The sequence below is a fragment of the Providencia sp. PROV201 genome, from assembly GCF_028479545.1.
Taxonomy (GTDB): Bacteria; Pseudomonadota; Gammaproteobacteria; order Enterobacterales; family Enterobacteriaceae; genus Providencia; species Providencia huaxiensis.
On record NZ_JAMPNW010000018.1, the window covers coordinates 61,592 to 76,438 of the forward strand.

Sequence of the window (14,847 nt, forward strand, 5' to 3'; positions counted from 1 at the left end):
AAAGATAAATGAAACTCAATGTGTATAAAAAATGCTCAATTTGACTGTTTAGCATTATAGGGTAAATAATTCAAATTTATCAACATACTGCGAAGAAAATATTGGTATGGTTTATAACGTTAAATGGTTAGATAAAATGAATCATTTAGCATGGATAATGAGTTAACAATCCGTCGGGTCAACATCAATGTTCCATTTTACCTTGCGACTTTCTGGCTGTTGAAGTATTTCTGGCAGTCGCTTCGCCATAAACTGCTGTAGATAAAGTCGTGAAGGGTGCTGCAATAGCAATTGCCAGCGGAATCGGCCACCGCGTTTGGCTTGAATCGACGGCGAAGGGCCTAGGATCCACATTTTCGCGTCACTTTGGGGATGTTCAGCAATATATTGCTGCACATTTTGCAGAAATTGGCGTGAATCTTGGTTGTTGTGATCTTCCGAGCGGATCAATATATGGCTGGTATAAGGCGGTAACATCGCGACCCTACGCTCCTCCATCGCTTCTTGGGTAAATGCATTATAACCCTCTTCAAGCAGTGTGAGTAACAGAGGGTGCTCGGGATGGTGGGTTTGTAAGAACACTTCGCCTTGCTTACCGGCTCGCCCCGCTCGACCAGAAACTTGCACGTATAATTGGGCAAACCGTTCGGCTGCACGGAAGTCGCTCGAGAATAATGCCCCATCGACATCTAATAAGGCGACTAAGGTGACATCAGGAAAGTGGTGGCCCTTGGCGAGCATCTGCGTACCAATAAGAATGCGAGCTCCTCCTTCATGCACTTGGTTTAAATGCTGCTCCAGTTCCCCTTTGCGGCTGGTGGTATCACGGTCAATACGGGTAACAGGGGTATCAGGGAATAGTTCACAGATACCTTCCTCTAGTTGCTCAGTTCCCATACCAACAGGCACTAAATGCGTTGAACCACATTGTGGACATTGGCGAGGCACTGGGCGTTGGCTATCACAATGGTGGCAGCGTAATTGATGAAAGTTTTGGTGCAAGGTGTAATAGTGGTCACAACGCTGGCACTCCGCAATCCAACCACATTCATGGCAAATTAATGTCGGAGAATAACCTCGACGATTTAAAAATAAAATCACCTGATTGTTTTGTGCAAGGTGTTCTTTAATATGTTGAATCAATAAATGCGAAAGGCCAAATTTTAACGGCTGGCCTTTTAAGTCAATAAGGTGTTGAGCCGCAGGACGTGCATTACCGGCACGAATAGTGAGATTTAATTGCCGATATTTATGTTGTTGAACATTGAATAAGGTTTCCAATGACGGGGTCGCGGTCCCCATGACAATCGGTATATTGTTCTTTTTAGCACGGAAAACAGCTAAATCACGGGCGTGATAACGCCAGCCATCTTGCTGTTTATATGAGCTGTCATGCTCTTCATCAATAATAATAATGCCAAGGTGGGCGAAAGGGGTGAACAGTGCCGAGCGAGTACCAATAATAATGGCATTTTGCCCTTGTTTAGTGCGTAACCAAACAGCTAAACGCTCGCTATCGTTAAGCCCTGAGTGCAAAACATCTACGGGGGCATTGAAGCGCTCACGAAAACGATTAATGGTTTGTGGGGTTAAGCCAATTTCAGGCACCAAAACTAAAGCTTGCTTACCTTGGGCAAGGACATTTTCCAATACACTCAGATATACTTCCGTCTTACCGGACCCTGTGATCCCTGCGAGCAGCCATGGCGAAAATTGGTCATCTTCAGCACGTATAGCACCGACCGCTGTGGCTTGCTCACTATTAAGGCGCAGCCTTTCACCACAAACTGTAAAGCTTGGTTGCCACTTTTCGCTAGTCGGTTGAACGGGGTGTAAATCAATATAAGCTTTCTTTTTCAGTGCTTGCAGAGCGCTTTCACTGATTTCAAGCTCACTGACTTGATGGCGATAAACAGGTCTACGACGCAAAAGTGCAAGAGCTTGCTGCTGTTTTGGAGAACGTTTTAGTTCATTAAGGTCAACCGCTAAGCCTTCATCCGTTACTTGCCATTGCCAAATAGGGGTAAATTCAGCGGGTTTACCTTGGCGCAATAGTGTGGGTAATGCGTGGAAGAGTACTTCGCCTATTGGGTAATGATAGTACTGAGAAGACCACAGTAAGAGCTGCCAAATATCATCAGGGAAGAGTGTTTGGTGGTCGAGAACCAACTCGATGGCTTTTAATTTATCTTCAGCAAACTCGCTTTTATCGCTGTGCTTTACCACAATACCAAGGGCTTGGCGCTTGCCAAATGGCACCATAACACGGCTGCCAATCACTGGGAGTGGCATGTTATCAGGAAGGCGATAATCAAATGTGCGGTTTAAAGGGACAGGTAAAGCCACCTGAACGACGATCATATCTGGTTTTCCGTCTGTTTTTTATGCGATAATGCGAGCGATTGTTGACTAGAGTACCACAAAATTTACTCGGTTTTCATTGCGCGATAAACAGAATTTCTGTATGATCCGCCGCCTTTGGTATCTATTTTTACCAATATATTAAATTCAATCAACACGACGTGTGGTGTCCGGCGTTAGGGCTGGAATGGCGACACGGCCTTAATAGAGGTTCTCCCATGAAAAAAGGTATTCACCCTAAATACGAAGAAGTTACTGCAACTTGTTCTTGCGGTAATGTAATGAAAATTAATTCAACTGCTGGTCACTCGCTGAACCTGGACGTTTGTGGTAACTGCCACCCGTTCTATACTGGTAAACAGCGTGATGTTGCGACTGGTGGTCGTGTTGATCGCTTCAACCAACGTTTCAGCATCCCAGGTTCTAAAAAATAATCGAACTTGTGAATGCGAAAAAAAAGGGAAACTGAGTTTCCCTTTTTTAATGCCTAAAATAAGCCGTTAGAAACGGTAAACCACGCCAAACATGATGTCATTACTACGTACTTTCACTTTGGACTTGAGCGTTTCGCCATCTGCGTTATAGCTAACATCTGATTTTCCTGCATCTAAGAAGCGATAGCTTAAATCTAATGAAAGATTATCATTAATTGCATATTGTGAACCTAAGCCTAAGCTCCAAGCAAAGTTACTGTTGGTTTTCGATTTAGAGAATGAATCGTATTCGCTACCGCCTGAATTAACTTCGGAGGAGATATATTGCGCTTTATGTTTAACACTTGCTAAACCTAAACCAACGGAAACATAAGGTGTGAAATTGGTCTGATTTTTGAAATCATAATAAGTATTAATCATAAAGGTACTTAATGTAATATCATTTTTACCGTCTTCGCGAGAGGAATAGTAAGAACTACCATTACTCCAAGATTCATTACTCAAATTATGTTTTGAAGAAGCTTTACCACGTAGAGTAATATCCAATTCAGTTCGAAGAGGTAAAGAAGTTGCATCGTACAGGTCATAACCTAATGCGATACCACCACCAAATACGCCTTTGGTTTTGCTGCCACCATTGTCACTGCCATCTTCATCAGACCATTTCTGGTCTGATAATTTAAGAATAGATGTACCTAATTTTCCAGAAACATAAAAACCATTACTAGATGCCATAGCCAGACCACTAAACGTAAGGCTTAAAAGAGAAACTAAAATTACTTTTTTCATTGCTTATTTACCATTTAATAGTTAGTTAAATATCCTTATCTATTATATGGCATAACTTTTAATTGATTTAAGTGGAATTATCAAATTATTGATAAACAAAACAAATTGCTTTTAAAATATTAAATTTGCTAATTAAATAGAACTAAAACACAGAAAAGCACAAAAAGCTAAGTTGTTATCCTGTCAATTTTAACAGTGTTTGATGTTAATGGATTAGGTTTGGCAAAATGAGTAATGGCCTACCTAGTTCTTGTTGAATTTAAACTCATTCATAGGTATCTGGGCGGAAATATAGAGGGGTAACTACGCCGCAAGGCTTGCGACGTAGTCAAAACTTTTAGGCACGTAATGGCGACTAATTGGGATTAGTATTCCCACGTTTCAGGGTCGATACCTAATTCACGCATAATTTCTTTTGCAGCTTCAGGGATCTCGTCATTACGCTCTTTACGCAAATCTTCATCATTTGGCAGTGGTTGGCCTGTGAATGCATGTAAAAAAGCTTCACACAGGAGTTCACTGTTAGTGGCATGGCGTAAGTTGTTAATCTGACGACGAGTCCGCTCATCAGTTAAAATTTTCAGTACTTTTAATGGGATAGATACTGTGATTTTTTTAACTTGCTCACTCTTTTTGCCATGTTCAGCATACGGACTGACATACTCACCATTCCATTCAGCCATGGGATACCTTGGATATTTTCAGTAATAATTAAAAATAATATGCACATTCTTTTTAATAGAAACTTAATCTAAGCTTTCAAGGATGAAGAACTGCATACAAACGTGACGACACTTCACTTAGTTTATCACAATATTTTTTGTGAAATTAGTAAGTTAAGCTGATTTGTGTGATTGACTATCAATTTACACATCATAATTAAGGTTGATTATTCCATTAGTTGATATAAACGTAAAGAGGTTTAGACGTCTAGATATATTGACGTCCAAACATCCGATGGGTATGATTTAGCCTATCACTGTTCAGGAGAAGCGTTTATGACTTACAAGCCGTCAACTATCGCAATTCATAATGGATTAAATGAAGACCAACAATTTGGTTGCGTAGTGCCTCCCATTTATTTATCCAGTACCTATAATTTTACTGATTTTAATGAACCGAGAGCTCATGATTATTCACGTCGTGGAAACCCAGGGCGTGATATTGTGCAAAAAACATTGGCACAACTTGAGGGGGGTAGTGGTTCGGTAATGACTAACAGTGGGATGTCTGCGCTTCACCTGTTATGTACCGTTTTTCTGCAACCGGGGGATTTACTCGTTGCGCCACATGACTGTTACGGCGGAAGCTACCGGTTATTTAATAGCCAAAGCCAGCGTGGGGCGTATCAGGTGCAATTTGTCGACCAAAGTGATGAATCTGCATTGCAGGCTGCATTAGCGAAAAAGCCCAAATTAGTGTTAATCGAAACACCAAGCAACCCGCTATTAAGAATTTTTGATATACAGCATATTGCACAGTTGGCTCATGATGTAGGTGCATTAGTCGTTGTAGATAATACTTTTTTAAGCCCAATTTTGCAGCAGCCTCTTTTACTCGGTGCAGATTTTGTGGTGCATTCATGCACTAAATACCTGAATGGCCATTCTGATATCGTTGCAGGGGTGGTGATTGCGAAAGAAGAAAAGTGGGTAACAGAGCTTGCTTGGTGGGCGAATAATATTGGTGTTACTGGGGGCGCTTTTGATAGCTATCTACTATTGAGAGGTATTCGGACATTATCTCCACGTGTATTACAGCAGCAGCAAAATGCACAAGAGATCGTAAAATATCTTAAATCACAGCCTTTAGTGAAAAAATTGTATTATCCTGCATTAGAAGATCACCCCGGGCACGAAATAGCAGTAAAACAACAAAAAGGCTTTGGAGCGATGCTGAGTTTTGAATTTGCAGGTGATGAGTCACAACTTCGCCATTTTCTTCGCTCACTCAGCTTGTTTACATTAGCGGAGTCATTAGGTGGTGTGGAAACATTGATTTCCCATACCGCGACAATGACGCATGCAGGTATGTCAGCAGAAGCCCGTGCGCAAGCGGGGATCACAGATAGCTTGCTAAGAATTTCAGTGGGAATTGAAGACTCTCAGGATTTAATCACAGACTTAGACCACGCATTTAAGGTTGCGGCACAACGTTAGCGGAGTTTTTTGATGAGTGTACTAACAGCGGTTGAGGTGGCTCCTTGCCACCGCCAGTTACATAAGTTTGGGGGCAGCAGTTTAGCCGATGCGAAGTGCTATCAACGCGTTGCAACAATTATGGCAAACTATAGCCAACCCGGTGATTTAATGGTGGTTTCTGCCGCGGGTAGTACAACCAATCAGTTGATTAATTGGTTGAAATTAAGCCAAAGTGACCGTATTTCAGCTCATCAAGCTCAACAGTCATTACGCTGTTATCAACTTGATTTAATTGAATCTCTTTTACCCGAACAGAAAGCCATAGAATTAAGCCAACTATTTATTCACGATTTAGAGCGTTTAAGTGCATTATTGGATCAACCCACAAATGATGCGACTTATGCAGAATTGGTCGGCCATGGTGAAATTTGGTCTGCGCGTCTCATGGCTGAAGTGCTTGCACAGGCAGGTATGATGAGCGCTTGGTTAGATGCACGCTTATTTTTACGCGCCGAACGCGCGGCACAACCACAGGTTGATGAAATCCAATCACGTTATTTATTGCAACAGCAGCTAACTCAGTTACCGAACAGGCGTATTGTCGTGACAGGCTTTATTTCGCGTAATCAGCAAGGTGAAACCGTACTGCTTGGGCGTAATGGAAGTGACTATTCTGCAACACAAGTCGGCGCGTTGGCTGATGTAGAAAAAGTCACGATTTGGAGTGATGTCGCTGGGGTATATAGCGCGGACCCTCGCAAGGTGAAAGATGCCTGTTTGTTACCCTTACTGCGCCTAGATGAAGCCAGTGAATTAGCACGTTTGGCGGCACCTGTTTTACACACACGCACTTTACAGCCTGTTTCCGTGAGTAATATTGATTTGCAATTAAGGTGTAGCTATCAACCTGAACAAGGTTCAACAAAAATTGAGCGGGTACTTGCGTCAGGTGCAGGAGCAAAAATTGTCACTAGCCATGATGATGTGTGCTTAATTGAATTGCGCATCGCGACAGGGCGTGACTTTAAACAAATTTGCAAAGATGTGGACTTATTACTTAAACGAGCTCAATTACGTCCTTTGGCTCGCGGTATTCATCATGACCGTTCTTTACTGCAATTATGTTATACCTCCGAAATTGTCGAGAGTGCTTTAAATGCTCTTGAAGAAGCCGGTTTACCGGGGTCATTATCATTACGCGAAGGTTTTTCTCTGGTGGCATTAGTCGGTGCGGGGGTGTGTAAAAAACCGCTACATAGCCACCGTTTTTATGAGGAACTGAAAGGGCAACCTGTTGAATTTATTTGGCATTCAGAGGATGCGATTAGTTTAGTGGCGGTATTGCGCTCAAACCAAACAGAGCACCTAATTCAAGGGATGCACCAGAGCTTATTTCGTGCAGAAAAACGCATTGGTTTAGTGTTATTTGGTAAAGGAAATATTGGTGCGCGTTGGCTAGAGCTTTTTGACGCGGAACAACACAAAATTTCGGCACGTAGTGACTTTGATTTTGTCTTAGCAGGCGTAGTAGATAGCCGCCGTAGCTTACTGAATTACCAAGGGATTGACCCAAGTCGTGCACTAGCTTTCTTTGATGATGAAGCTGTAGAGCATGAGGATGATAACCTATTTTTATGGATGCGTTCCCACCCTTATGATGATCTAGTCGTGTTAGACGTCACGGCAAGTGAAACACTGGCAAATAATTATGTTGATTTTGCGAGTTATGGCTTTCATGTGATCAGTGCAAATAAAATTGCGGGTGCAGCGCAAACGGCACAATATCGTCAAATCCGCGATGCATTTTCAAAAACAGGTCGTCATTGGTTATATAACGCGACAGTAGGGGCTGGGTTACCGATTAACTATACGGTTAGGGATTTAAAAGAAAGCGGTGATTCTATCCTGAGTATCAGTGGTATTTTTTCGGGAACGCTATCATGGCTATTTTTACAGTTTGACGGCTCCATTCCATTTAGTGAGCTAGTAGAGCAAGCTTGGCAGCAAGGGTTAACTGAGCCAGACCCACGTATTGACCTATCAGGGCAAGATGTTATGCGGAAATTAATTATTTTAGCCCGTGAAGCGGGTTATGACATTGAGCCGGATGATGTGAGGGTTGAATCTTTAGTACCAAAACAAGCACAGACGGGTTCTTTGGATGAATTTTTTGAAAACAGCGCTGTCATTAACGAACAAATGCAGCAGCGCTTAGAAGCTGCGCAAGAGCTCGGGTTAGTGCTACGCTATGTAGCGCGGTTTGATGCGGTAAAAGGCAAGGCAAAAGTAGGCGTGGAAGCCGTGAAACCGGAACATCCTCTGGCTTCATTATTACCGGGTGACAATGTGTTTGCTATCGAAAGCCGTTGGTATCGAGACAACCCATTAGTGATCCGTGGCCCAGGCGCAGGACGAGATGTGACTGCGGGCGCTATTCAATCCGATCTTAACCGACTCTCTCAACTTTTATAATCATTTTCCGATCGCATTGGTGTTCCCTATGGTATAGGGGGCATCAATGCGTCATGAAAATTTTTAATTTATCCTTTCATTTTCTGTTTTTTATTCTGACGATTTAATTCTTAAACATTATTCATGTCTTAAAAGTGCTGAATCGACGATATATTGCGCTGAAACAATACTTAAATAAGAAAAATTAATAAAAATAAGGCTGTAATTAAATTTCAGAAAAATCCCCCAAAGTCATTTTTTTCTGATATGAATATACACTGAAGGGTAAATTTAGCGGCCTGCATCACAAAACGACAACTCTAACGCAGCCGACTGAAATTTAGTTACAGGAAACAGGTAGCAGTCTGTTAACCGTGAACCGTGCGGGAATGCATTCTGCCAGAAGCACAAGGTCAGGAGTCTCATGAATCAGCAATATTCCGCAATGCGCAGTAATGTCAGTATGCTGGGTAAGCTACTCGGCGATACCATCAAGGAAGCCTTAGGTGAGGACATACTCGACAAAGTTGAGTCCATTCGTAAGCTTTCCAAATCTTCTCGTGCAGGTAATGAAGTTCAGCGCCAAAAGCTGCTGATGACATTACAAAATCTCTCTAATGATGAATTGCTACCCGTTGCAAGGGCATTTAACCAATTCTTAAACCTGACAAATGTCGCGGAGCAATACCACAGTATTTCGCCTCATGGTGAAGCCGCAAGTAACCCAGTCGCATTAAAAAATCTGTTTGGCCGACTAAAAGGCAAAAACTTCACTGATGGCGATATCCAAAAAGCGGTTGAACAGCTTTCAATTGAGCTGGTTTTAACGGCTCACCCAACAGAAATTGCTCGTCGTACATTGATCCATAAATTGGTTGAGGTAAATAACTGTTTATCACAACTTGACCATGATGATATTGCGGATTACGAACGCAATAACATCATGCGTCGCTTACGCCAATTGGTGGCGCAATCATGGCACACCGATGAGATCCGTAAAATTCGCCCAACACCAATAGATGAGGCGAAATGGGGCTTTGCCGTTGTTGAAAACTCATTATGGGAAGGGGTTCCCGCTTTCTTACGTGAATTTAATGAACAGTTGGAAGACTCAATTGGCGCGGTGTTACCCGTTGAAGCCAATCCGATTCGTTTTACCTCATGGATGGGGGGGGACCGTGACGGTAACCCGAATGTGACTGCGGATGTGACCCGCCAAGTTCTATTGTTAAGTCGCTGGAAAGCAGCGGACTTATTCCTCAAAGATATTCAAGTATTGGTTTCAGAACTTTCGATGACGGAAGCGACCCCAGAGCTGCGTGCGTTAGCCGGGGGAGATGACGTTGATGAGCCTTATCGCCAAATCGCGAAGAATTTACGTAGCCAACTATTTTCGACGCTAGAGTACTTAGAGCGCCGTGTAAAAGGCGAGCAAGTTTTACCACCGGCAGACTTATTGGTGGATAACGCCCAATTATGGGACCCGCTATACGCGTGTTATCAGTCACTGATTGCCTGCAATATGAAAATTATTGCCAATGGTCAGCTCTTGGATACTTTGCGTCGCATTCGTAGCTTTGGTTTACAGCTGGTACGTATTGATGTGCGCCAAGAAAGCACTCGTCACACAGAAGCCATTGCAGAGCTAACTCAGTATTTAGGGCTGGGTGATTACTCTCAGTGGTCAGAAGAAGAGAAACAGCAGTTCTTACTGGCTGAGTTGCAATCTCTACGTCCACTGATCCCACAAGATTGGCAACCAAGTGCGGAAACTCAGGAAGTATTTGAAACGTGCCGAGTGATAGCAAAAGCCAAAAATGATTCTGTCGCGGCATATGTGATTTCAATGGCGAAAGTCCCATCAGATGTGTTGGCGGTTAAATTACTGCTGAAAGAGAATGGCGCGTCAGTTCGCTTACCCGTCGCGCCATTATTCGAAACACTGGAAGATTTAAATAATGCTGAAAGTGTGATGACAAAGCTTTTAAGCATTGAATGGTATCGCGACCTTATCGATGATCGCCAAATGGTGATGATTGGTTACTCGGACTCAGCAAAAGACGCAGGGGTAATGGCGGCTTCATGGGCGCAGTATCGCGCACAAGATGCATTGATTAAGTTGTGCGAAAAAGAAGGCGTGACATTGACGCTATTCCACGGACGTGGCGGCACAATTGGTCGTGGTGGTGCGCCAGCACATTCGGCATTATTATCTCAGCCCCCGGGAAGTCTAAAAGGCGGTTTGCGTGTGACTGAGCAAGGGGAAATGATCCGTTTCAAGTTTGGTTTACCACAAGTGACCATCAGTAGCTTGGCGTTATACGCCAGTGCAATATTAGAAGCGAACCTATTACCACCACCAGAGCCTAAAAATGAGTGGAAGTCGGTGATGGATTCGTTATCTGATGTTTCTTGCGCGATGTACCGTGATTATGTACGTGAACAACCGGATTTTGTCCCTTATTTTCGTGCTGCGACGCCAGAATTAGAGCTTGGCAAGTTACCGCTTGGGTCACGTCCTGCTAAACGTCGTCCAACGGGGGGCGTTGAAACCTTGCGTGCTATTCCATGGATTTTTGCATGGACACAAAACCGCTTAATGTTACCCGCATGGTTAGGGGCAGGAGCAGCGTTAAAACATGTCATTGAGAAAGAAGGCAAACAAGCCATTCTTGATGAAATGTGGCAGCAGTGGCCATTCTTTAATACGCGTATTGCGATGTTAGAAATGGTTTATGCAAAAGCGGACTTATGGCTGGCGGAATATTACGATCACCGCTTGGTAGAAGAGCGCTTATGGCCATTGGGGCAAAAATTGCGTGACCAGTTGTCTGAGGATATTAAAAGCGTATTGGCGGTTTCGAAAGACGAAGCGCTAATGGCGGATTTACCTTGGATAGCGGAATCTATCGCATTACGTAATGTTTATACTGACCCATTAAACGTCTTACAAGCAGAACTTTTACACCGTTCCCGCCAACAAGAGCATCCAGACCCTCGTGTTGAACAAGCACTGATGGTGACGATAGCCGGCGTGGCAGCAGGAATGCGTAATACGGGTTAGTTTTCTTCATTTGAAAGTAATTAAATAATTTAAGGGCTGCCATTTGGCAGCCCTTATCATTTTACAAATCAATGTGAGCTAGATGAGCTATCATCTGACTTATCATGATGGATCAAGTGATATGCAGAACGAGCTCGAGGGTGAATAAAGAAATGGTTAGTTGGCGCATTATGCGTTTTGATATGCACCATAGAGACATTAGTTTTCTTACCTTGTTTGTTATGGAAAGCATAAATAACAAAGGGCAGTAAGAAAATAATCACAAAGCTAACCGCAAGTAACGTCACATAGGTGGTATTACTCGCACCATTCGGTAAAGAACTCGGTGGGAAGAATGAAATCACAAAGGCTAAAATAGAAACAACTAGGCCGACTAACGCAATGAGAACTTTAATGCCTTTATCCCCCGGTATATTAAAGACACGTTTTTTCTCGGGTTGTTTGCAAACTAACTGCATATAACCTAAAAATAGCATGAAATAGCTACATAAATAGATAACTACCGTTAAGGCTAGAGCAATAAGGAATGACATATTACCACCGCCCCCAGTATTGGTGAGGACGATAATCGCTACTGTTGTGATCAGCAACTGGGAAATCACCAGTGTTACCGGTACGCCATTTTTATTCACTTTGGCAAAGCTTTGCGGCAGAATACCTTTCTGTGCCGCGACATACATACCGCGGGATGGTCCAACAATCCAAGAAGCAATCTCAGCCAGTACGCCAAGTAATAATAGTGCAGCAATAATCCTTACGGCCCATTCAAGGGATGAATTAAAGTGTGTGACAAGCACATTGAATGTCTGTACCACGCCAGCAGATAAATTAATTTCACTGTTTGGGATCACGGCTGCCACCGATAACCCACCAATTGAGCTTAAACAGATTGCCGCTATCATGAGTAAAAACATGGCTGCGGGGTAATCTCGACCGGGGTTTTTCATCTCATTGACGTGAGTTGCTGAAGCTTCAACACCCATATAGCTCAAAATAAAGGCGACAAATACCACGAGTGTGCCAATTTTGGTGAAATCAGGAATAAAGGTTTCGGTACTAATTTCAATGGCCAATGGAGAGCCGCTGACTAAATAACTGATTGCCAAAAAGACTAAAATCAGCGCTGGAAGTAAGATACCCGCAAAGAAACCGACTTTCGCAATCGTTGCCGTATATTTGGTTCCACCAAACTGAGTGAAAGCCAATACCCAAAGAATAACAAGTGCCCCTATCGTTTTGGTGATTGGGTCTGTATTAAGTTCTGGCCAATTTAAAATATAAGATAGAGCCCCTAAGACGAAATACAGCATAGGAATAAAGCCAATCGCAATTTGTAAATAGCCAAATGAAATGGCGGCAAATCCCCAACGTTCGCCTAATGTATTAGAAACCCATGCAAATACACCACCTTCCTCCCAACCTTCTACGGTTGCCATTTCTGCGGCACACAATGCGACAGGAATAAACCACAATAATCCTCCTAATAGCAGGAAAAATACGAGGCTAAAGCCAGATGTTGCAAATGTTGGGTATTCATAAACGGCCATCACCATTGATGCAGTAATGGCAAAAAAGCCAAGTAGTGTCAGTTGCTTTGTGGCTGGAGCTGTCGTTGTTGCCATACGAGTTCTCCTCAAATCGATAAACAATCTGCCTTTGCAGGGCGGATCTCAGTAGGAGCCAAAGAACCTAAGGCTCTTTGGCTCGTTAACAACACAATCATGAATAAAAGAATTAACTGTGATTAAAGCCGCCGCCTTCTTCTTCCGTTAGCGGGTTATTGACGGGGTGCTTATCGAAATACTCTAATGTACGTTTGAAGTCATCAATGAGTAATGCGGCTAAATCTAAACTGACGCCATGACGCACTAGAATACGTTGAATAACAAGATCTTCACGGTTTGCTGGCATTGAATAGGCAGGAACTTGCCAGCCGCGACTACGCAGTTTGTCTGCGATATCATAGAGGGAATATTTGCTGGTGGTTGTGCCTTCTTTCAGTTTCCATGCTAGTGCAGGGATACCCGTTTGGCTATTACCATCAAAAATCATTTCAAATGGCCCTAATTTTTCAATTTCACGGCTGAGGTATTGTGCGGTTGCATAGCAAGCGTTGTGGATTTTTGCATAGCCTTCGCGGCCTAGCCTCAAGAAATTATAATATTGAGCAATGATTTGACCGCCAGGGCGAGAGAAATTCAGTGCGAATGTTGGCATGTTACCGCCTAAATAATTCACATTAAAAATCAATTCTTCGGGAAGGTCTTTGGCTTCACGCCAAACTACCCAGCCAGCGCCTAATGGGGCTAAACCAAATTTATGGCCTGATGCATTAATGGATTTAACCCGTGGTAAGCGGAAGTCCCATTCTAAATCGGGAGCACAAAATGGGGCTAAGAACCCGCCACTCGCACCATCCACATGGATAGGAATATCCAGACCCGTCTCTTTTTGCAGTTTATCGAGCGCATCGTGTACCGCTTTTACGGGCTCATATTGGCAGGTAAATGTCACCCCTAGCGTTGGCACGACACCAATGGTGTTTTCATCGACACGTTTGAGCACTTCTTCCGGTGTCATGATGAGACGGTCACCTTCCAGTGGGATCTCTCTGAGCTCAACATCGAAGTAACGGGCAAATTTGTGCCAACAGATTTGAACTGGGCCACAAATTAAGTTGGGTTTATCGGTTGGTTTCCCTTTAGCAGCCTGTTTTTTACGCCATTGCCATTTTAACGCGAGCCCCCCAAGCATTGCAGCCTCTGAGGACCCGATGGTTGAACAACCAAGGGTATTTTCTGCTTCTGGTGAATTCCATAAGTCCGCTAACATATGTACGCAGCGGTTTTCAATTTCTGCTGTTTGTGGATATTCGTCTTTATCTATCATGTTTTTGTCGATAGATAAGTCCATTAAATCACGAATTTCATCATCCACCCATGTCTGGCAGAATGTTGCTAAGTTTTGGCGTGAATTCCCATCTAACATTAATTCATCGCGTACTGCACTAAATACATTACGTGGTGCTTGTTCTTTCAATGGAAATTTGGTTTTCGGTAACGATTTGGATAATTCTAATGATGCATAGACATCATCTATTCCATTGTATTTTGAATTTAATGCATTATTACTCATGCTTTAATTCCTCAATGACTATGTGGTAATCAAATAGTATTAATCTTGAGCTCAATATTAAATATACGCTGACTTTTGAAAAATTCAAAAGCAATCAAATAAAAAAGATAATTTAATGAAAACTGTCATAATTAGAAAGTCACAGTGGAGTGAATGATGGTTTGTGGTTATTTTGGTTATAGATAATTTTTTGCAAGAGCTGATTGCTTTCATAAAATGATGCTCAGGTTACAAGATTTAACTAAACTATTACATTTTTATGGTTTTTATTTCTGCTAATTTAGCTTTTTTATTATTTTTATTTGATTTTATATGGGTGGAAAATGTGGCGAAAATAAATTAATATTCATCAAAAATGAATATTTCAATAATGTTAACTTATGTAACTTTTATTTAAATTCTAATTTTCATTGTGTTTAAAGTTAATTTGTACCGTTAACCGTTAAATATATTTATTGTGGTGAAATGAATT

9 protein-coding genes are annotated in these 14,847 nt (G+C 42.5%); 4 read left to right on the plus strand and 5 right to left on the minus strand.

Annotation, left to right across the window (positions count from 1 at the left end; translation table 11 throughout):
• Positions 1 to 162 precede the first annotated feature (162 nt).
• Positions 163 to 2,361 (minus strand): primosomal protein N', encoded by a 2,199-nt coding sequence (priA, locus tag PR809_RS14725; RefSeq protein ID WP_206276398.1) that lies wholly within the window; start codon positions 2,359 to 2,361, stop codon positions 163 to 165.
• A gap of 218 nt (positions 2,362 to 2,579) precedes the next feature.
• Between priA and rpmE the strand changes: the two genes are divergently transcribed.
• Positions 2,580 to 2,795 (plus strand): 50S ribosomal protein L31, encoded by a 216-nt coding sequence (rpmE, locus tag PR809_RS14730; RefSeq protein WP_004265313.1) that lies wholly within the window; start codon positions 2,580 to 2,582, stop codon positions 2,793 to 2,795.
• 66 nt (positions 2,796 to 2,861) lie between these two features.
• Here the strand turns inward: rpmE and PR809_RS14735 are convergent, their stop codons facing one another.
• Both PR809_RS14735 and metJ read right to left on the minus strand, forming a co-directional pair.
• Positions 2,862 to 3,584, minus strand: coding sequence for an outer membrane protein (locus PR809_RS14735; protein WP_206276397.1), 723 nt, complete (start codon positions 3,582 to 3,584; stop codon positions 2,862 to 2,864).
• A 365-nt stretch (positions 3,585 to 3,949) separates the two neighbouring features.
• Positions 3,950 to 4,267, minus strand: a complete 318-nt coding sequence (metJ, locus tag PR809_RS14740) for a met regulon transcriptional regulator MetJ (protein ID WP_004265315.1) — start codon at positions 4,265 to 4,267, stop codon at positions 3,950 to 3,952.
• Between the two features lie 315 nt (positions 4,268 to 4,582).
• On the opposite strand from metJ, the gene metB reads away from it, so the two are divergent.
• The 3 genes from metB to ppc all read left to right on the plus strand — a co-directional run bounded on the left by metB (position 4,583) and on the right by ppc (position 11,240).
• Positions 4,583 to 5,743, plus strand: a complete 1,161-nt coding sequence (gene metB, locus PR809_RS14745; protein WP_206276396.1) for a cystathionine gamma-synthase — start codon at positions 4,583 to 4,585, stop codon at positions 5,741 to 5,743.
• A 12-nt stretch (positions 5,744 to 5,755) separates the two neighbouring features.
• The gene (locus PR809_RS14750) at positions 5,756 to 8,197 is read left to right on the plus strand and encodes a bifunctional aspartate kinase/homoserine dehydrogenase II (protein WP_206276395.1); all 2,442 of its coding nucleotides are present in this window, start codon (positions 5,756 to 5,758) and stop codon (positions 8,195 to 8,197) included.
• A 403-nt stretch (positions 8,198 to 8,600) separates the two neighbouring features.
• Complete coding sequence (gene ppc, locus PR809_RS14755) at positions 8,601 to 11,240, plus strand: phosphoenolpyruvate carboxylase (RefSeq protein WP_195697901.1); 2,640 nt, start codon at positions 8,601 to 8,603, stop codon at positions 11,238 to 11,240.
• Positions 11,241 to 11,308: 68 nt separating this feature from the next.
• Here ppc and gadC read toward each other — a convergent pair whose 3' ends face one another.
• Positions 11,309 to 12,862, minus strand: coding sequence for a glutamate:gamma-aminobutyrate antiporter (gene gadC, locus PR809_RS14760; protein WP_206276394.1), 1,554 nt, complete (start codon positions 12,860 to 12,862; stop codon positions 11,309 to 11,311).
• Between the two features lie 112 nt (positions 12,863 to 12,974).
• The gene (locus tag PR809_RS14765; RefSeq protein WP_102140406.1) at positions 12,975 to 14,375 is read right to left on the minus strand and encodes a glutamate decarboxylase; all 1,401 of its coding nucleotides are present in this window, start codon (positions 14,373 to 14,375) and stop codon (positions 12,975 to 12,977) included.
• Between the last annotated feature and the right edge of the window lie 472 nt (positions 14,376 to 14,847).